Here is a 19,294-nt window from a genome sequence, read left to right as displayed (position 1 = left end):
CTCCTATTTGGCTTCCCAAGCAAATGCTCTTTTGCGGTCTGTGTCTGCTTGGCTAACGATTTGATTACTAATCTCAACAAATGATTGGAATTCTTTGAAATTATCTTCAAGTTCGGCGACTTTTTCAGGGTTATTGAGATTAAAATCATCATCTAAAACTTGTTCAGAATGTCCGAGGAAAAATTCTGTTCCTGGCATGATGCGTGCTTTTAATTCAGGAGCATCAAGGATTTGACGGAGATGAGCTTGTGCGCGTGAAGTACCGAGAGCACCAAGAGAAGCCCCAACAATCATGGTTGGTTTATTGATAAGCACACGGCTAGTGTAGGCAATCCATTCAAGAGCAGAGGCAAGTGGTGCAGGAATCGTATGGTCATATTCTGGAGTTGCGATAATGACACCATCCGCGCTAGCAATTTTTTGAGAAAAATCAGCGACAGGATCAGGAGCTAACTTATCTTCTGGTTCGTTGAAAGCTGGCAAGTCTTTGATTTCAAGGATTTCAATATCAGCTGAATCAGAAAAATGCTTCGCCATAAATTTTAATAATTTTCGGTTGGTAGAACGGTCTGAATTCGTTCCAACGATAGCAACTAATTTCATATAGTTTACCTCTTTTACACAAATAATTACCTATATCATACTCCTTTTTTAAATAAAATGTAAACGTTTTTATAGACAACCTACGATAGTATCAGTTTTTAATGCTATAATACAATTTTCTGATTTTTTTAGTATTTTAGTATTAATTTTTTACAATGTAAGCGTTGACATTTTAAGGCGATTTTGTTATTATCTTTGTCAAAATAAGGCAAATGTAATCCAAAAGGAGGTCTCTTATGGATAAAAAAATAAATCGCTGGCTAGTGCTGGCAGCCTCGACTGCTATCTTACTATGCACAGGTGCAGTTTATGCTTTTTCAACTTTTGCGCAGCCTTTGAGTGAACAGACAGGCTGGACAATGCCCCAAATCATGTTAGCTTTTTCCATTAATTCAGCCATTGGTCCGATTCCGATGATTTTAGGCGGATATTTTGCGGATAAAGGCTGGGTGAAGTGGTCAATTGCGATTGGTGCGATTCTTTTTGCTAGTGGTTTTTATCTCACGGGTACGGCAACTAGTTTAGCGCAGTTGTATATTTACTACGGTTTGATTGCAGGGCTTGGTCAAGGTTTTGCTTACTCTGGTTACCTGTCCAATACCTTACGACTGTTCCCAGATAAGCGTGGCCTAGCTTCTGGGATAATAACAGGCGGTATGGGTTTAGCGGCTGTTTTTGCTTCACCGATTGCTAATAGCTTGATTTTATCTCATGATGCTCAGTACGCCTTTCGGACAATTGGTCTAGCATATATTGTCATTGTTATTGTGGCAAGTGTCTTTGTCCAAAAAGCACCTGCAGGATATAAGCCTGACGGTTGGAATCCACCGACTTCGTCAGCGCAAAATGTGGTCAACAAAACATGGATTGACATGCTAAAGACACCAGTTTTTTACGTTGTTATTGCGATGTTTTTTGTCGGAGCTTTTTCAGGACTTATGATTGCTTCAAATGCTCGGACGATTGGCACGTCAATGTTTGGGCTTTCGGCAACGGTCGCCGCTCTTTACGTATCACTCTATTCAATTGCTAATTCGAGTGGACGTTTTATCTGGGGAACTGTTTCAGATAGGATTGGGCGTTCAAATACCCTCTATATTATTTTCACCGTTATTGCCTTAGCGCTCGCGGTTCTGGCATTTGTTCCAGGACAAGCTGGTTTTGCTGTTGGTATTATTGGGCTTGGCATTTGTTTTGGTGGTGTCATGGGAGTTTTTCCGTCAATTGTTATGGAAAATTATGGTCCTGCCAATCAAGGTGTAAACTACGGTATCGTGTTTACAGGATATTCAGTAGCAGCTTATTTTGCACCAAGTATCGCTTCAAATATAGCAGTAGCAAATAATGGCAGCTTCTCAATTGCATTCTACATTGCTATCATATTAGCACTTGCAGGGCTCTTGCTCAATTTCCTATACGGGAAAATTAGCCAAAAAGCTTAAATAAAAATAAGGCTGAGACAAAAAGTGCTCAGCTTCTTTGGTTATATAGTTATTATTTACAAGACGCAGTAGTTTGGAGAAACTCTGTTGACTTTAGTCAACTTAGAGTTTCCCATGCACAATTGATTAGGCACTTTTTGACGCTTGCTTTGCAAGCTAGATTTCCAACCTCAAACAATTCTCAATTGTTTGAGCAATCAATCACTGCTGAGTGGATTCTAATGCGCTGATAAATCAGCTTTTACAACCCTTTTGACATCAAGCTGCGCTTGACTTCATTTCCAACCTCAAAAGGTTCCCCAAACCTTTTTGATGTCAAGCTTCACTTGACTCTATTTCCCACCTCGAAAGATTCCCCAAATCTTTCGAGCCATGCGGGGGTGGGTTATAAAGGTTCGGGGAACCTTTATAATCGGGAAATAAAACTTACGAAGTAAGTGTCAAAAACAGTTCAGTGAACTGTTTTAGGTCAGCAACAAGAAATTAAGACTTGCTGAGAAATCAAGTTTCTGTGAAACTACTGATTCGCTTTTTAATTTTTAGGCTCATGAATAAAGTCTCCACTGGAGACTTTATTTGTCTCACTCCCATTTTATTTCAATTATTCAAGCCATGGGAATTTCTGGCTGTTGTGAATGTGTTTGCGTTCGAGTAAGGTTAAGTCTTGTTCGCAACGGTCAATTGTTCCCAGTTTTAAAGTAACTTTATCTGGCATATCATCTTTGATGTGGTAAATTTGGCTGTGACAATTCTTGCAATAATAGCGGTATTTTCCTTTAGAGGATTCATAAGTCACAAGCTCATCTGCACCAGATAAGATTTGAAAATCTTCAACGTTGACCAGAGAATTAACCGAAAAAGCCGATGCTGAAGCCTTTTGGCAGGCGGTAAGTCAGAAATCTATGATTTCGTTGACGCACCCCCGTCAGGATGATTAGGATTGTCATAGTCCAAAGGACGAAGAGAATCCAATCAGCTACGACGCTACGAACAGTGGCAAAACACGATAGGTCCTAACAGTTTTTGGGCTTGGTAAGTGACAGAGACATGAACCCGTAATCATTTTATTTCTCCATTCTCAGATACTCTTTTAACATTTTCTTTTGTGGGGTTGCCATGGGGTAGGTGGAAAGTTGGTCTTGTGCGACCCAGCGGAGTTCCCTATCTTTGGTAAACTCATTTGAGTTGACTGAGCCTTCGATGAGTTCGATTGTCCATTTTTGGTGGCTAAAGGTATGCTTGACGTGATTGAAGGTTTGATTTGTCCAAGTTGGGGTTAGTTGATAATCTTCCTTAAATAACGTTTTTTGCGACGTTGTTTTGAGAGTGTTTTTGGCATTATCTGTTTCAAATAAATCAAGCTGTTGTCCGATAAAATCAGTTTCCATGATTGGAAATGACCAGAAACCTCCGAGCAAGCGTCCGTCAGTATTCTTTTCTAATAGGAAATCACCTTTGCTGTTGCGAATGACAAAAGCTTGAATTTGCAACGGTTTTGGCTTTTTCTTTGGCAATTTGATAGGGTATTTGTCATAAGTGCCGTGTAAATAAGCTGCGCTGAAAAAGCGAATTGGTGATTCATCTGGGCGAGGATTTTTAGCAGACTCAATATCTGTGCCCAAATCCATAAGTGCTTGATTGAAATCCCCAGGACGTTCAGGGTCAATGAGCACTTCCATAATAGCCTGAAAGATTTTGCGATTTTTAGGGTCACCAATATCATAATTGACCTCAAAAAGCCTTGCCATAACACGCATGACATTGCCGTCCACAGCTGGCTCGGGAAGGTCAAAAGCAATGCTTGCAATCGCACCAGCCGTATAAGGTCCAATTCCTTTTAGGGAGAGAATATCATCATAAGTGCTAGGAAATTCGCCATTAAAATCGTCCATGATTTCTTGCGCAGCTTTTTGCATATTGCGCACGCGTGAATAATAACCTAAGCCTTCCCACGCTTTAAGTAATTTTTCTTCAGGAGCTTTGGCGAGAGCGTCAATGGTTGGAAACCAAGCTAAAAAGCGTTCATAGTAGGGAATAACAGTAACAACTTGTGTTTGTTGCAACATGATTTCAGACACCCAAATGTGATAAGGATTTTTGGTTCTGCGCCAAGGCAAATCTCGCTTTTCATTGTCATACCAAGCAAGCAGCGTGCGACGAAAAGAAGCAATTTTCTCATCATCCCACATCTCAATGCCATAATCAGTAAAATTAATCATATCTCTATTTTAGCAAAGAATGATTTCTTTGAATAACAAAAACGCTTATTATTTTATTTCATCAAAAATGAGATTTTTGACTATTTTTTAGAAAAATGAGTATTTAGGTATTGACAAAAGTAAGCGGTTACACTATAATAAAAGTGTAAAGAAGGATGACAAAAGTAACGAAGTAAGGAGGTAACAGTTCTTATGATGAAACCACATGTCGCCCGGTACAAAAATGGTGATTAGTCTCCTAGTCGGAGTGAGTAGGCACAGTTGACTTTACGGAGGTGGCGCTTATGTTAGCTTTTAACTTAGGACGCTATAAAGATGGTGATTAAGCATCTTGTTTAGCCTTGAAAACCAAAACTTGTAACAAAGTACATCGGAGGAACGCCTTATGTTGATGTTTAATGTAGGTCGTTACAAAAATGGAGACTAACGACTTGTTGCAGAAAATAGCGATAAAGGAGTGATGTCACATTTTAGGTGAGAAAATATTATTGGAAGTAAACGGTTAGAAATGGCTAGTGCAAGAAATATTACCGGTTGATCTTGTTGCTAGTAACAGTAGTAATCGAAAGGGCTTCTAATCATATTGCTTCCATGTTTGAAAAAGCTTTTAAAGAAAGTTGTGATAGATATGAAAGCAATCAATGTAGGCCGTTACAAAAATGGAGACTCTAAACAGATATGGCGACGAGTCAATCGCTGTATCAATCAAAAAACAGAAAAACAAATTAAAAATTAGGTGATTATTATCGTTGTTATGTGAGTATTTTCAGATTAATGGAGGTATCTTATGAACGTAGCAAGATATAAAAATGGTGATACTTTAGCTAATTGCAGAAAATAGCTAAAGGAGTGAAACCAATGTAAAAAGTAGTGATAAAAAAAGTCGTGGAGGTATGTACAATGCTGAAAATGAATTTAAGTCGCTATAAAAATGGAGATAATAATCCAACAGCCTAACTCCTTATGAGATTGGTATGTTGGTACAACATACGCAATATTTTTAAAAGGGTCTGGAACACTTAGGTGTTCCAGATTTTTTGTTTTTTTCTAGCTTATTTTTAACGGAAAATTTGTGGTAATTAATAGTTTAAGCGCTTCTTTTCTTTTGCCGTGCTTAAGATAGCATTAAGTTTTAAGGTGGATAATGGTTGCCAAGTAAATTTAACAGAAGGAGCAGCCATTTTGCCAACAGAAGCGAAAAAAAAGAAGAGGTACCTTTATGAGGTTGACCTCATGCGCTGTATTTTTATTTTTGGAGTGCTGATTAATCATGTTAGTTCTCTATTTACCAACGCCGTATCTAAAAGTTCAGGAGCTTATGAATTTTTCACGGCAACTCACTTAATGCCCCATTTTACACGTATGGGGTTTATGTTTGTCACGGGACTTGTGCTATTTTTAGGAAATTATAAAAAGGACCATTTGGATATTGTACCTTTTTGGATTAAACGTTTTAAAGGTTCAGGAATTCCGTACGTTTTTTGGAATGGATTTTATATTCTAATCACGTTATTGGTTATGGGAAGTTTTACTTTTCCTGAATGGCTTGGAGAATGGGGAGATGCCCTTTTACATGGGAATCGCTTTTACCTTTACTATATTTTGGTAACCATGCAACTTTACTTGATTTTTCCAATCATGCTTTGGTTGTATAAGCGATTTGTGAATCGACATAACCTTATTATTTCCATTTCAGCGCTTATTCAGTTGCTTTTTCTTTTCTATATCAAATACATTTTTCCACATCAAGACCATACGAATTGGCCATATCTTTTCCGGTCCTACGGAATGTTTGTCTTGACTTATCAATTTTACTTTATGGCTGGTGCTTATGTGTCTATTCATTATGATAAAGTCACGACACTTTTGATGACTTATCAAAAGCGAATTTATGCGATAACCGCTTGTCTAAGTCTGGGGACGATAGGGCTTTATTATTACAATACAAAGATTCTTGGGTTAAGTCGTCATTATGCGCATTTGGTTCATCAGCCTTACATGATGATTTATGCGATTTTCATGATTGCAACGATATTTGCGCTTAGTTTGCATTACGCTAGAAATCGTGAAAAATCAAGTCTCCAATGGTTACGTCGCTCGGTTGATTTGTCGTCGAAATTATCATTTGGGATTTATCTGACGCAAACAGCCTCTCTTGCCATTTTTGGCTTAGTGATTGATTGGATTAATCCGTATTTGAGTGATGTAGCCTTGGCTTTGCTTTTCCCATTGGGTTATCTTTTGGTATTGGGTGGTGCGTGGCTAATTTCTTATTTTTGCTACAAAGTATCGCCATTTGGCATTTTAATTGGTCGTCCAAATCATATAAAGAAAGGAAATTAAGATATTCATGACACAGTTAGTTGATGATTTAAAGGCACGTTTGTTGGAAAATGCGGAGCGTGAATTTTTAAAAGATATCTCTCTTAATCGCTGGTTTACGGGGCAAGATGTGGAAGATGATATTGCTATTTTTCAAGAGGCTTTTAGGCGGAATGGTCTTGGAAAAGATGATGTCGTTTTTATGGCTCTGGAAAATTCAGCGGTTTATATTCCGATGAATCAGGCGATGTGGCGTTATGGGATTACCGCGCATCCTGTGGCAAGTACAACACCGATTGCAGAATTGGTAGCAGATTATGATGAGAATCAGTATCCTGCAATGATTTTCAATCAGGAAAAAGCGGCTGCTTTCAAAGAAAATGCTGAATTGCGCTACGAAGTGTTACATCTTAAAACATTTCCAGATTTGGTCTTGCTAAGTCGTAAGGACAATGATAATACGCACAAAGAAATGGCACCGACTGAAGATACCTTGGGCTGGATTTTGAATACGTCTGGGACGACAGGAAAGCCTAAGCAAGTTGGACTTTCGCACCGTTTTATGCGCTTGGCTGGTGAGGACGACTTGGTGTCGCACCGCATGACAAAAGACGATACTGTTTTGATTGTGATGCCTATGTTTCACATCAATGCGCAAGAATTGATTGTCGTTTCGACCTTGTTATCAAATGGTCGGATTGTGATTGCACCGAAATTTAGCGCTAGTCACTTCTGGCAATGGATTACTGCACATCATTGTACATGGAGTTCTGTGGTGCCAACGATTGTAACGATTTTGCTGAAAAATCAACAGTCGTTAGATAATTTTGACCCTAATCATCAATTGCGTTTTATTCGTTGTGCATCAGCCATGTTGCCAATCAATCGTAATCGTGAATTTTCAGAAACATTTGGTGTGCCAATTCTTGAAGGCTATGGTATGACAGAATCTTGTAGTCAATGTACTCTCAACCCAATTGATGCTATAAAGGTTGGTTCTGTTGGTAAACCTTATGGTAGTGAAGTCAAAATCGTTGACGGTGATGACTTGACCATGAAAGCTGGCATTGAAGGTGAGATTGCCATTCGCGGACCACACGTTATTACAGACTATTTATCACCAAGTCCAAAATCATTCAGAGATGGCTGGTTGTTAACAGGAGACCTTGGTTATTATGACGAGGATGGTTATCTTTGGTTAAATGGTCGCAGTAAAAATGTCATCAATCGCGGCGGCGAAAAAATCAATCCGACCGTCATTGAGAATGTTATCGGAAATTTAGATTTTGTCAGAGGAATTGCGGCGGTGCCATTACCAGATGATATTTATGGTGAAATCGTTGCGGCGGCTATCATTTTGCAACCCGATGTTGTGGCAAGTGCTGAATTAAAAGAAGAAGTCAGAGAATATTGTGCCAAACATTTGGTTAAACACGAGTGTCCGACAGAAATTTATTTTGTGGAAGCTTTCCCACTCAATCCAACCAATAAAATCATGCGTCCACAGCTGTCACAAATGCTTGCCAAACAACGAAAGGCTGAAACTGTATGACCGAACTAACCAAGACATTAACTGAAAAACTATCTGAAAATGCTCAAAAACCGATTATCAAGGACATTCAGCTAGACACTTGGTTTACAGGGCAGGATATTCTTGATGACATCAAGCAGCTTCAAGATTTTTTTCAAAGGCAGGGAATGGGTTATCAAGATACCTTGTTTTTGGCGTTTGGAAATTCGGCGCTCTACGTTCCTCTCAATCAAGCCCTTTGGCAACTGGGAATGATTGCGCATCCCGTATCTGAAACGACACCAGCTAAAGAATTGCAAAAGTATTATGAAGCAGCTGATTACCCAGCTATCATCGTAGAATCTGACAAGATTGAGGCTTTTGAAAAATATGCAGAGCTGACAGCGCATTATCTTCCGCTGAAAACTTGCCCAAATTTGATTATTTTAACGAAGTCAGGTCATCTAGCCCCTTCAAAGTTGCCTATGGAGACCAGTCTGGCGCTCATTCTTAACACTTCAGGAACGACAGGAAAACCAAAACAAGTCGGCTTAACGCATCAACAGTTGCTAATTGGTGCTAAAAACAGCATTGCTAGCCACCCTCTTACTGAAAATGACCGTGTGTTGGTTGTGATGCCCATGTTTCACATCAATGCTCAGAATATCATTGTCAATGCAACGCTTTTGTCATCTGGACAGCTAATCATTGCACCCAAATTCAGCGCTAGCCGTTTTTGGACATGGATTCAAGACTATCGCATCACGTGGACATCTGTCGTGCCAACGATTGTAACGATTTTATTGAAAAATGAAACATCACGCAATACCTTCAAGCCAATTTCTCATCTGCGATTTGTTCGGTGCGGCTCGGCTATTTTAGCAAAAAGTAAAGAAATTGCCTTTCAAGAAACGTTTGGTGTCCCCATTTTAGAGGGAATGGGAATGACCGAAGCAAGTGGTCAGATTACCTTAAATCCGCCGACAGCAATCAAGCAAGGGTCAGTTGGGAAACCTTTTAAGATTGATTTGGCAATTGTCAAAGATAATCAGCTGACTAAGCAAGCCATGCAAACTGGCGAGCTTGCCCTTCGTGGACCGCAAGTGATTACTGATTATTTGCAACCAAGTCCGTCATCGTTTAAAGATGGCTGGTTACTGACTGGAGACATTGGGCATTTGGACGAAGATGGCTACCTTTACCTTGAAGGACGGAAAAAAGATTTTATCAACCGAGGTGGCGAGAAAATTAGTCCTGTTATTGTCGAGGATGTGTTGGCGCAGCTCGATTTCATCAAAGATGTTGCTGTCATACCAGTAGCTGATGAGGTTTACGGCGAGGTTGTGGCGGCTGCCATTATCCTGCAAAATGCTGTCAAACCTTCAGCAGCCTTGGAAGCTGATATTATGGCATTTGCCGCAGAACATCTGGCAAAATATTGTCAACCAACACAGCTTTATTTTATGGCTGACTTTCCGAGAAATCCAACTGGAAAATTATTACGTCGCCAGTTGATTGAGGAAGTTCACCAATTATCCCTTGAGAAAGGAAAATAGATTGAAAAATAAGAAAATCGCACGAAAAAGTTTTATTTTTGCTCTGTTAGTCTGCTGGATTGGCGTGGCATTTTACGGCTGGAAACAAACGCAAGCTGACGATTCAAGCAATTTGCAGACGATTGTTATTGGTTACCAAGCAGGTGATGAATTTGATATTTCGCAAGCGCGTGGTGAATTAGTTGAAAAAATGGAAGCGCAAGGCTATAAAGTTGTTTTCAAAGAATTCCAAAATGGTTCTGCTGAAATGCAAGCCTTGGCATCTGGTAGCATTGATTATGCTCGTATCGGTGACACGCCAGGGGTATCAGCGCTTGCTGCAGGAACAGATTTAACCTACGTTGCTGTTGGTGGTAAGAAAGACCAAGGTTCTGGTATTTTGGTGCATAATGATTCTGGAATTGATAGTGCCGAAGATTTGGCTGGAAAAACGATTGCCTACACGCAAGGGACAAGTTCACAATACCTTGTCATGAAAGCTCTAGCCGCAGCTGGCTTAACAACAGATGATGTTAATCTTGTGAGCCTTGACCAAAGCGCCGCAAGTGTTGCCTACGCGGACGGAACTGTTGACGCTTGGGCAAACTGGGACCCAGCAACATCACAAGCAGAAGTAACTGATAATTCAAAATTAGTTGTCAGCGGCTCTGATATTGGTGATAACAACTGTTCTTACATTGTAGCTGCTAGTGATTTCGCTGAAGAAAATGAAGAAGCCACAGCTTTGTTGATTGAATACACCAACGAGGACATGGAATGGGCTAATGAAAACACTGATGAATTGGTTGACCTTTTAACAGATAGCCTCGGTGTTGACCAAGCTGTCGTTGAAAAAATGGTATCTCGCCGCACGTATTCTATGACAGCAATGACATCTGAATCTGTTTCAGAACTACAAGATATTGCCGACTTATTTTACACTGAGGGGTTAATTGAAAATAAAGTAACCGTTAGTGACCATGTGCAATACGCAGAGGATTGATTAGAAAGGCAGTCTTATCATGAAAAGATTAACAGTAAAAAAATCAGATGTTGTTTTAAATATCCTACCGTGGTTAATCCCAGCTTTGCTCATTATCTTTTGGCAAATCGGTGTCATGGCAGGTTGGATTACCAGTTCTTTTATCCCTTCACCTTGGAGCGTTTTAAAACAAGGCGTAAGCTTATTTAAAAAAGGAACGCTACAAGAAAATATCAGTATCAGTTTATACCGCGCTAGCGTTGGCTTTGTCATCGGAGGAGGAATCGGCTTTCTTCTCGGTGTCATCAACGGCGTTTCACGTGTGGCGCGAATGACCTTTGATTCAACCATTCAAATGTTGCGAAATATTCCACATTTGGCTTTGATTCCTGTGGTTATCCTAGTGTTGGGAATCGGTGAAACAGCCAAAATCAGTTTGGTTGCTATCGGTTGCCTATTTCCAATGTACATCAACACTTACCACGGAATTACGTCTGTTGATTCGCACTTGGTAGAAATGGGAAAATCCTACGGATTATCACGTCTGCAAATGTTCCGTAAAATTATTTTCCCTGGTGCCATGCCAACGATTCTAATGGGTGTCCGCTATGCTTTGGGTGTCATGTGGACAACGTTGATTGTTGCCGAAACAGTATCAGCGGATTCTGGGATTGGTTACATGTCAACCAACGCCCAACAATTTATGAACATGAAAACGATTTTCCTATGCATTCTCATCTATGCCTTGCTAGGGAAATTGTCAGATTTCATTGCTAAAAATCTGGAAGATATTTTACTAGACTGGCGCAATTAGGAGGAAACTATGACAGATTTGATTACCATTGATAATGTCACAAAGAAATACGGTGATAAAACAGCGCTAGCAAATGCTAATTTAGCTATTGAAAAAGGTGACTTTGTAGCCCTTGTCGGCATGAGCGGTAGCGGAAAGACTACCTTACTACGAATGGTCGCAGGGCTCGAACAACCAAGCCAAGGAACCATCAGCCAAAATGGTGTTCTGATAAGGTCTTTGAATGAGAAAGCGCGTGTCATGTTTCAAGATGACCGCTTATTGCCATGGATGACTGTGCGAGAAAATCTTTCATTTGGAAATAAGTCAGATAAAATGACAAAAGAAGCTGACGAGCTTTTAAAGCTTGTTGGTTTGTCGGATTTTGCGGATTATTACCCAGCTCATTTGTCAGGAGGGCAAAAACAGCGTGTGGCTTTGGCGCGTGCGCTTATGTATCACCCTGAATTGTTGCTGCTTGATGAACCATTAGGGGCTCTTGATGCTTTAACACGTCGAAAAATGCAGGACTTGATTCTTGATATTTGTCAATCACGCGATTTTACGACGATGCTTGTCACGCATGATATTGACGAAGCTGCACGTATGGCAAATAAAATCGTTGTCGTCAAACATTCGACTATTGTTGATATTGTCGATAATCCTTATCGCAAAGACGATAGCTATGAAGGAAAAGCTAAACGAGCAGAAATTGTTGACAACATTTTAGCCACGATTTATGCTGAATAAACAGAAGAACTTGAGAAGATTTTCTCAGTTTTTTTGTTTGGAATTGAAATTAATAGATGTTTGGTATCACTTATAAAATTGTCTATACAACTATAGAACATATTGTTGGACATTGTGCAAAGGTTTACATATAATGTAGGGGATTGAGAGTGTTTAATTATTTTAGACATTTTTAATCAACTATAGTGAATAAAATAATAGGAGGACTAGCACATGTCACTTATTGGAAAACCTATCGTTGAATTTTCAGCAGATGCTTATCATAATGGAGAATTTATCAAGGTATCAAATGATGATTTACAGGGAAAATGGGCGATTTTTTGTTTCTATCCCGCTGATTTCTCGTTTGTTTGTCCAACGGAACTTGGTGATTTACAAGAACAATATGCAGAGCTTCAAAAACTTGGTGTTGAAGTGTATTCCGTTTCAACAGATACGCATTTCGTTCATAAAGCTTGGCACGATGATTCTGATGTTGTCGGAACAATCACTTACGCTATGATTGGTGATCCAGCTCATGTTTTATCAGAAGGCTTTGAAGTTCTTGGTGAAGATGGTTTGGCACAGCGTGGCACATTTATCGTGGATCCTGATGGTATTGTTCAAGCCGTTGAAATTAATGCCGATGGCATTGGACGTGATGCAAGTACTCTTTTAGATAAAGTGCGTGCTGCACAATATATCCGAAAACATCCAGGAGAAGTTTGTCCTGCAAAATGGAAAGAAGGAGAAGACACATTAAAACCAAGTTTGGATTTAGTAGGTAAAATCTAAGGAGGTTTTATATGGCATTAGATGCAGAAATCAAAACACAATTGTCGCAATATCTTGCATTAATTGAATCTGATATTGTTTTTCAGGCTAATCTTGGAACAGATGAAAATTCTAAAAAAGTCAGAGATTTCATTGATGAAATCGTCTCAATGAGTGATAAGATTGGTTTTGAAGAGAAGAAGCTTAGTCGTACGCCTGCTTTTCGAATTGCTAAAAAAGGACAAGAATCTGGTGTTGAATTTGCCGGCTTACCACTGGGACATGAGTTGACTTCATTGATTTTGGCACTTTTACAGGTTTCTGGACGACCACCAAAAGTAGATGAGGAAGTCATCGACCGAATTAAAGCTATTGATACTCCTCTTCATTTTGAAACTTATGTCAGCCTTAGTTGTCATAATTGTCCGGATGTTGTACAAGCTTTCAATATTATGGCTGTGATTAATCCGAATATTAGCCATACCATGATTGAGGGAGGTATGTTCCAAGATGAGGTCAAGGCTAAGGGGATTATGTCCGTTCCAACCGTTTTTCACAATGATGAAATACTGACTTCAGGACGTACCAACATTGAGCAATTACTTGATTTGATTGCAGGACCAGTGTCAGAAACGACATTTGCAGATAAGGGAATTTTTGATGTCTTGGTTATTGGTGGCGGACCGGCTGGAAATAGCGCAGCTATTTATGCTGCACGAAAAGGAATCAAAACAGGCTTATTAGCCGAAACGTTTGGTGGACAAGTGATGGAAACCGTCGGAATTGAAAATATGATTGGAACATCTTATATAGAGGGACCAGCGCTTATGTCCCAAGTAGAAGAGCACACCAAATCATACGATGTCGATATCATGAAAGCTCAAAAAGCGATAGCTATTCATAAAAAGGATGTTATCGAAGTTACGCTAGCTAACGGTGCTATTCTAAAATCTAAAACAGCCATTCTATCTCTTGGTGCCAAATGGCGTAATATTAATGTTCCGGGAGAAGTTGAATTTAGAAATAAAGGAGTCACTTACTGTCCTCACTGTGATGGACCACTCTTTACAGATAAAAAAGTAGCTGTCATTGGTGGTGGTAATTCAGGGCTTGAAGCTGCCATTGATTTAGCAGGACTTGCTAGCCATGTCTATATTCTTGAATTTTTACCAGAATTAAAAGCTGATAAAGTCTTACAAGATCGTGCAGAAGCACATGATAATATTACTATTTTGAAAAATGTTGCCACAAAAGAAATTTTGGGTGATGAGCAGGTTACGGGACTAATTTATACGGATAGAGAAACTGGCGAGGACAAAACACTTGACTTAGAGGGAGTCTTTGTTCAAATTGGTCTCGTTCCAAATACCGACTGGCTAAAAGATTCTGGCATTGACCTTAATAATCGTGGTGAAATTATTGTGGATAATCAAGGAAGTACAACTGTTGCAGGTATTTTTGCAGCTGGCGACTGTACGGATCAAGCATACAAGCAAATTATTATTTCTATGGGAAGCGGAGCCACTGCAGCCTTAGGTGCATTTGACTACCTTATCAGAATGAATGATTAATTTTTAGGTTGAAGAAAAATCCTATTTTGGATAATTTTCTTCAATCTTTTTTATTTTCTAATCAAAAAATATAAAATTTGGCAATATTTCTGTTGTAAGGATTATAAGAATTTTGTTATTGGTAACTAATGTCTACTAGTTTTAAAGGTTTTTATTTTATCATAGTTTAATGTTATAAAAGATTAATAATGTCGCTACAAGACGAAAAGAAAATTTTGCTTGAAAACAGTTAACTCAAATGTTATAATTGGTTAACTGTTTTTTAGGAGGTTTTCTATGATTTCAAAAAGAGACTGTTTAAATATTTTACAAAGTGACGGAAATTGGTGGGAATATTATGCGCAAGCTATTTTAGTGAAAAAAAATAGATCAGGGAATCGTATTAGACTAAATACTCTACTGAATGCCAAAAGTGGTTTGTGCGCTGAGGATTGTGGCTATTGCTCTCAGGCTAAAGGTAGTAAGTCAAACATTGAGCGTTATGGATTATTACCTAAAAATCAAATTATTAGACAAGCTATTATTGCCAAACGAAATAATTCCAGCGTTTTTTGTATTGCATTAAGTGGTACAAGACCAACAGATAAGGAAATTTCTATATTATGTGATGTTATATCGGAAATAAAGCGTATTATGACTATTGAAATTTGTCTATCTATTGGTTTAGTTCGTGATGACCAACTAGTAAAATTAAAAGCAGCTGGTGTTGATAGAATTAATCATAATTTGAATACGCCACGAGATAATTATCCTAAAATTACGACGACACATACTTATCAAGATCGTTTAGATACGCTAGAAGTTTTAAGAAGAAATAATATCAATACTTGTTCGGGATTTATTTGTGGAATGGGAGAAACGGATGAACAGTTAATAGAGTTGGCTTTTGATTTGAAAAGTCGAGAACCTTACTCGGTTCCAGTAAATTTCTTGTTGCCTATTAAAGGAACGAAATTAGAAGGAAGAAATGAATTAACTCCTATGAGGTGTTTAAAGATTCTAGTGATGTTGCGTTTGCTTTTTCCGGATACCGAATTGCGTATTAGCGCTGGTCGTGAATATCACTTAGGGGAGATGCAGCAATTAGCAATATTAATTGTGGATTCTATTTTTCTGGGAAATTATTTGACAGAAAAAGGAGCAAAAATTTCTGAAGATCAAAAACTAATTCAGGGTTTAGGATTAACAGTAGAAGGTGAATGTAATGGATAATCAATTTATAATTTGCGGAATAGATACTGATTGTGGGAAATCCACAGCGTCAGTATTACTACATCAATATTTCAAAGAGAAATTGAATAAGAATTCTATCATCATTAAACCTCTTCAAACTGGTAAAAATTTAGATACTGATTTTTATACTTCTTGCGGGATTCCACAGGAAAATATTATTAATTTTGAAACCTATAGATCAGAAACTTCACTTCATCTAGCTGCATTGCTTGAGCAAAAAAATATTCAATTAGAACACATTGTTCAACAGATTATAAAACAAGTAGAATCTCATAGTTTATCACCTGTTATTATAGAAATGGCAGGTGGGATAATGTCTCCAATTAATCAAAAACAATCAATGTTAGACATTGTTAAAGCTGTCAATCTTCCTGTTATTTTAGTAGTATCTTCATACCTTGGGTCACTGAATCATACTTTACTAACATTAAAAGTTTTACAATCTGAAGGGATTGATATTTTTGGAATAATATTTAATCAAGTGAGGACAGTAGAAGGGATAATCACAGATAGCAATGAATATATAAAAAATTTAACTGAGTTGCCGATATTAGGATACATACCATATTTGAATGATTATAAACAAAGAATGAAGTCAGAAAATGACAAGAATAGACTCATAAAAAATTGGAGAGTGTGATGAAAACAAAAAAAGTTGTTTTGATGTCAATTATGCTTGCTTTACTAATAATTAGTTCAAAGCTAATTATTCCATTGCCGTTGTTAGATTTTATTTCAATACAGATAATTATTGTGTATATGCTATATCCTATTTTGGGAAAATACCATAGTTTCTTAACTCTTTTTATTTATCTTTTGTTAGGAATATTCGGCTTACCTGTTTTTGCATCGGGTGGTGGTATATTATATATTTTGAGACCAAGTTTTGGATATTTACTTGCCTTTTTGATATTACCATTTATTCAAGATGAGGTAGAGAAACTATTAGGAAAGAAAGTAGTAACCTTTACTAATATGTTTATACAGAATTTGATATGTTTGCTATTTATTTACTTATTCGGCTTAACATACAAAACAGTTATCCTTTTAGTATTTTATGGAAAATTTGAAGTCTTTCACGATATACTATTTTTTAGTTCACTTGTTGATTTTTTAGTAGATTCAGGTCTGACTGTTATTATAACTTTAATGATGATAAAACTAAGAAACTATCATTTTAATAATTGACTCTTTTAGTTTAAGACGACTTTCAATATAGTCATTCTAGAGTAAAAAGATGTATTTGATAGAAAATATTAGTTTAGCAGGAAATTACCTGATTTTCGTGTTATAACACTCAAAAAAATATGTTAAAACAATTTGAATATTATATTAAAAATTCAAGACAAGACAAAATTTTGTTACAATTTATGCTATAATGTATCTCAAACTAGCGAAAAGCGAGGTAGGGATATGTGGGTTGTTCGGAAAATGTATTGGCGTAGTGGTCAACAATATGTACAAGCACAGAAAATGTTTGAAACCCGCGAAGAAGCGGATAATTTTAGAAAAGGCTTAGAGTTTGCAACGGAGCTTTATGAAACGAATCTCCCTGTCTCTAATAAAGGTGAATTTTAATTTAATATTTATATAGAAAGCACGCCTGTGCTTTTTTATTGTCTTGTTTAATAGTAGATAATATCATTTTAACAATGCCCACAATGGACAAATGAAATCTTTCTGTAATACATAAATCTCTTGCGTATTCGCTCTACATATAGTATAATAATTTATTGTGAGTATCCCTCACTTACTCGTGACGAGGGTCACGGGTCATTAGACCAAAAGGAGGAAAAATATCAATGGCTAAATACGAAATTCTTTATATCATTCGTCCAAACATTGAAGAAGAAGCTAAAAACGCTTTGGTAGCACGCTTTGACTCTATCTTGACAGACAACGGTGCAACTGTTGTTGAATCAAAAGATTGGGAAAAACGTCGTCTTGCATACGAAATCCAAGATTTCCGTGAAGGACTTTACCACGTTATCAACGTTGAAACAGAAGATGCAACAGCTCTTAACGAGTTTGATCGTCTTTCAAAAATCAACGGTGACATTCTTCGTCACATGATCGTTAAACTTGACGCGTAAGAAGGTATTTTATGATTAATAATGTAGTACTTGTCGGTCGTATGACTCGCGATGCAGAACTCCGTTACACACCATCTAATCAAGCTGTTGCCACATTTACACTTGCTGTAAATCGCAACTTTAAAAATCAAAATGGTGAACGTGAAGCTGATTTTATTAACTGTGTGATTTGGCGCCAACAGGCAGAAAATCTGTCTAACTGGGCTAAAAAAGGCACATTGATTGGTGTTACAGGTCGTATCCAGACTCGTAATTATGAAAATCAACAAGGTCAACGTGTTTACGTAACAGAGATTGTTGCAGATAATTTCCAAATCTTGGAAAGCCGTGCTACACGTGAAGGTCAATCAGGTGGTTCATATAACGGTGGATTCAACAATAACAATTCATCATTTGGTGGCTCATCAAACGATGGTGGTTTCTCATCGCAATCTTCACAATCACAAACACCTAACTTTGGTCGTGATGAAAGCCCATTTGGCAATTCAAATCCAATGGACATTTCAGATGACGATCTTCCATTCTAATGGATATGGACAACTCAAGTGAAAAACTTGAAACAACAATAATATAAAGGAGAATAAAACATGGCTCAACAACGTCGTGGCGGATTCAAACGCCGTAAAAAAGTTGATTACATCGCAGCTAACAAAATTGAATATGTTGATTACAAAGATACTGAGCTTCTTAGCCGTTTCGTTTCAGAACGTGGTAAAATTCTTCCACGTCGCGTAACTGGAACTTCAGCTAAAAACCAACGTAAAGTAACAACAGCTATCAAACGCGCTCGCGTTATGGCTCTTATGCCATTCGTAAACGAAGACTAATTCGTTACTTAAAATAAGAAAAAATGACTCCGCAAGGGGTCTTTTTGTGTATGCAAATACTTTACAGAGCAAAATTATTGTTTTATAATAATTTCGAAAAGGTAATTATCGTAAAACAATAATCGAGGTGTGAAATGAAACAGATTGTTTTTAAGGTTAGTAGGGAAGTTGTCACAATCATACGCTATTTAGCAATTATTGGAATTATTGTCATGTTTTTAGGCATTCTAGGTGTTGTTCTTGACGGCTGGAATCAAAATGGAATGTTGACACTAGATTATAGCTCTCAAATTGCTCAAGTGCCGATTTGGTTTCCGATGCTTATATTGCTATTAGCGGCTGCTATTTTTTATATGGTCGTTATGATTATGCGAGCGTTAGACAAACTACTAATGAATTTTCAGAAAGAGTCCTATTTCAATTCTGAAAATATCACTTATCTTTCTAAAACCTTGCGTTGCTTGCTGATTGCGACAGGTATTCAGTTGGCTGTTAACCTTATTTTTAATTTTTTGAATCTTGAACATGTTAGTGATTTATTTGAGCTATCATTGAAAGATTATTGGTTCAACATTGTATTACTTGTTGCCAATTATATTGGTATCCTTGTGATAAAACACGGCGTTCAACTTCAAAAAGATTACGATGAGATTATTTAGCT

19 protein-coding genes and 1 pseudogene are annotated in these 19,294 nt (G+C 37.7%); 17 read left to right on the top strand and 3 right to left on the bottom strand.

Annotated features, from left to right (window positions below; genetic code table 11):
- Nucleotides 1–3 precede the first annotated feature (3 nt).
- Nucleotides 4–603 carry an NADPH-dependent FMN reductase gene (locus BTR42_RS10560; RefSeq protein ID WP_077497646.1) on the bottom strand — a complete coding sequence of 200 codons (600 nt, stop codon included), beginning with the start codon at nucleotides 601–603 and terminating at the stop codon, nucleotides 4–6.
- A 236-nt stretch (nucleotides 604–839) separates the two neighbouring features.
- On the opposite strand from BTR42_RS10560, the gene BTR42_RS10555 reads away from it, so the two are divergent.
- Nucleotides 840–2,045: an L-lactate MFS transporter gene (locus BTR42_RS10555; protein ID WP_077497643.1), complete on the top strand. Its 1,206-nt coding sequence runs from the start codon at nucleotides 840–842 to the stop codon at nucleotides 2,043–2,045.
- 601 nt (nucleotides 2,046–2,646) lie between these two features.
- On the opposite strand, the pseudogene BTR42_RS10550 reads toward BTR42_RS10555, so the two are convergent.
- Together BTR42_RS10550 and mutY are read right to left on the bottom strand one after the other, a co-directional pair.
- Nucleotides 2,647–2,919 (bottom strand): annotated as a pseudogene (locus tag BTR42_RS10550) (GFA family protein); the annotation flags it as partial.
- Nucleotides 2,920–3,109: 190 nt separating this feature from the next.
- On the bottom strand, nucleotides 3,110–4,264 hold the full coding sequence (mutY, locus tag BTR42_RS10545; protein ID WP_077497640.1) for an A/G-specific adenine glycosylase: 1,155 nt from the start codon (nucleotides 4,262–4,264) through the stop codon (nucleotides 3,110–3,112).
- 1,110 nt (nucleotides 4,265–5,374) lie between these two features.
- Here mutY and BTR42_RS10540 point away from each other — a divergent pair.
- The 16 genes from BTR42_RS10540 to BTR42_RS10465 all read left to right on the top strand — a co-directional run bounded on the left by BTR42_RS10540 (nucleotide 5,375) and on the right by BTR42_RS10465 (nucleotide 19,292).
- On the top strand, nucleotides 5,375–6,607 hold the full coding sequence (locus BTR42_RS10540; RefSeq protein WP_077497638.1) for an acyltransferase: 1,233 nt from the start codon (nucleotides 5,375–5,377) through the stop codon (nucleotides 6,605–6,607).
- A 7-nt stretch (nucleotides 6,608–6,614) separates the two neighbouring features.
- On the top strand, nucleotides 6,615–8,138 hold the full coding sequence (locus BTR42_RS10535) for an AMP-binding protein (RefSeq protein ID WP_077497636.1): 1,524 nt from the start codon (nucleotides 6,615–6,617) through the stop codon (nucleotides 8,136–8,138).
- Complete coding sequence (locus BTR42_RS10530; RefSeq protein ID WP_077497633.1) at nucleotides 8,135–9,652, top strand: AMP-binding protein; 1,518 nt, start codon at nucleotides 8,135–8,137, stop codon at nucleotides 9,650–9,652. The genes BTR42_RS10535 and BTR42_RS10530 overlap by 4 nt, the downstream gene beginning before the upstream one ends.
- Nucleotide 9,653: 1 nt before the next feature.
- The gene (locus tag BTR42_RS10525) at nucleotides 9,654–10,634 is read left to right on the top strand and encodes a sulfonate ABC transporter substrate-binding protein (protein ID WP_077497631.1); all 981 of its coding nucleotides are present in this window, start codon (nucleotides 9,654–9,656) and stop codon (nucleotides 10,632–10,634) included.
- Nucleotides 10,635–10,653: 19 nt separating this feature from the next.
- Entirely contained in the window at nucleotides 10,654–11,427 is a 774-nt protein-coding gene (locus BTR42_RS10520; RefSeq protein ID WP_009854908.1) for an ABC transporter permease subunit, read from the top strand.
- Between the two features lie 9 nt (nucleotides 11,428–11,436).
- Nucleotides 11,437–12,156 (top strand): ABC transporter ATP-binding protein, encoded by a 720-nt coding sequence (locus BTR42_RS10515; RefSeq protein ID WP_012962461.1) that lies wholly within the window; start codon nucleotides 11,437–11,439, stop codon nucleotides 12,154–12,156.
- A 213-nt stretch (nucleotides 12,157–12,369) separates the two neighbouring features.
- Nucleotides 12,370–12,930: an alkyl hydroperoxide reductase subunit C gene (ahpC, locus tag BTR42_RS10510; RefSeq protein WP_009854906.1), complete on the top strand. Its 561-nt coding sequence runs from the start codon at nucleotides 12,370–12,372 to the stop codon at nucleotides 12,928–12,930.
- A gap of 11 nt (nucleotides 12,931–12,941) precedes the next feature.
- The gene (ahpF, locus tag BTR42_RS10505) at nucleotides 12,942–14,480 is read left to right on the top strand and encodes an alkyl hydroperoxide reductase subunit F (RefSeq protein ID WP_077497629.1); all 1,539 of its coding nucleotides are present in this window, start codon (nucleotides 12,942–12,944) and stop codon (nucleotides 14,478–14,480) included.
- A gap of 276 nt (nucleotides 14,481–14,756) precedes the next feature.
- Complete coding sequence (gene bioB, locus BTR42_RS10500; RefSeq protein WP_013643418.1) at nucleotides 14,757–15,692, top strand: biotin synthase BioB; 936 nt, start codon at nucleotides 14,757–14,759, stop codon at nucleotides 15,690–15,692.
- Complete coding sequence (gene bioD / locus BTR42_RS10495; protein WP_061458065.1) at nucleotides 15,685–16,353, top strand: dethiobiotin synthase; 669 nt, start codon at nucleotides 15,685–15,687, stop codon at nucleotides 16,351–16,353. Before bioB ends, bioD begins: the two co-directional genes overlap by 8 nt.
- Nucleotides 16,353–16,901: a biotin transporter BioY gene (locus BTR42_RS10490; protein WP_043913772.1), complete on the top strand. Its 549-nt coding sequence runs from the start codon at nucleotides 16,353–16,355 to the stop codon at nucleotides 16,899–16,901. Before bioD ends, BTR42_RS10490 begins: the two co-directional genes overlap by 1 nt.
- A 243-nt stretch (nucleotides 16,902–17,144) precedes the next feature.
- Nucleotides 17,145–17,291 (top strand): ATP-dependent protease, encoded by a 147-nt coding sequence (locus tag BTR42_RS10485; protein WP_231087899.1) that lies wholly within the window; start codon nucleotides 17,145–17,147, stop codon nucleotides 17,289–17,291.
- Between the two features lie 224 nt (nucleotides 17,292–17,515).
- Nucleotides 17,516–17,806: a 30S ribosomal protein S6 gene (rpsF, locus tag BTR42_RS10480; RefSeq protein WP_003066359.1), complete on the top strand. Its 291-nt coding sequence runs from the start codon at nucleotides 17,516–17,518 to the stop codon at nucleotides 17,804–17,806.
- A gap of 11 nt (nucleotides 17,807–17,817) precedes the next feature.
- Nucleotides 17,818–18,333 (top strand): single-stranded DNA-binding protein, encoded by a 516-nt coding sequence (locus BTR42_RS10475; protein ID WP_003066357.1) that lies wholly within the window; start codon nucleotides 17,818–17,820, stop codon nucleotides 18,331–18,333.
- A 60-nt stretch (nucleotides 18,334–18,393) separates the two neighbouring features.
- A complete protein-coding gene (rpsR, locus tag BTR42_RS10470; protein ID WP_000068664.1) occupies nucleotides 18,394–18,633 on the top strand; it encodes a 30S ribosomal protein S18 in 240 nt (79 codons plus the stop codon).
- A 134-nt stretch (nucleotides 18,634–18,767) separates the two neighbouring features.
- Complete coding sequence (locus BTR42_RS10465; protein WP_077497626.1) at nucleotides 18,768–19,292, top strand: hypothetical protein; 525 nt, start codon at nucleotides 18,768–18,770, stop codon at nucleotides 19,290–19,292.
- The last annotated feature ends 2 nt before the right edge of the window (nucleotides 19,293–19,294 follow it).

The sequence above is a fragment of the Streptococcus gallolyticus subsp. gallolyticus DSM 16831 genome, assembly GCF_002000985.1.
GTDB lineage: Bacteria > Bacillota > Bacilli > Lactobacillales > Streptococcaceae > Streptococcus > Streptococcus gallolyticus.
This window is presented reverse-complemented; position numbering and strand designations above follow the sequence as displayed.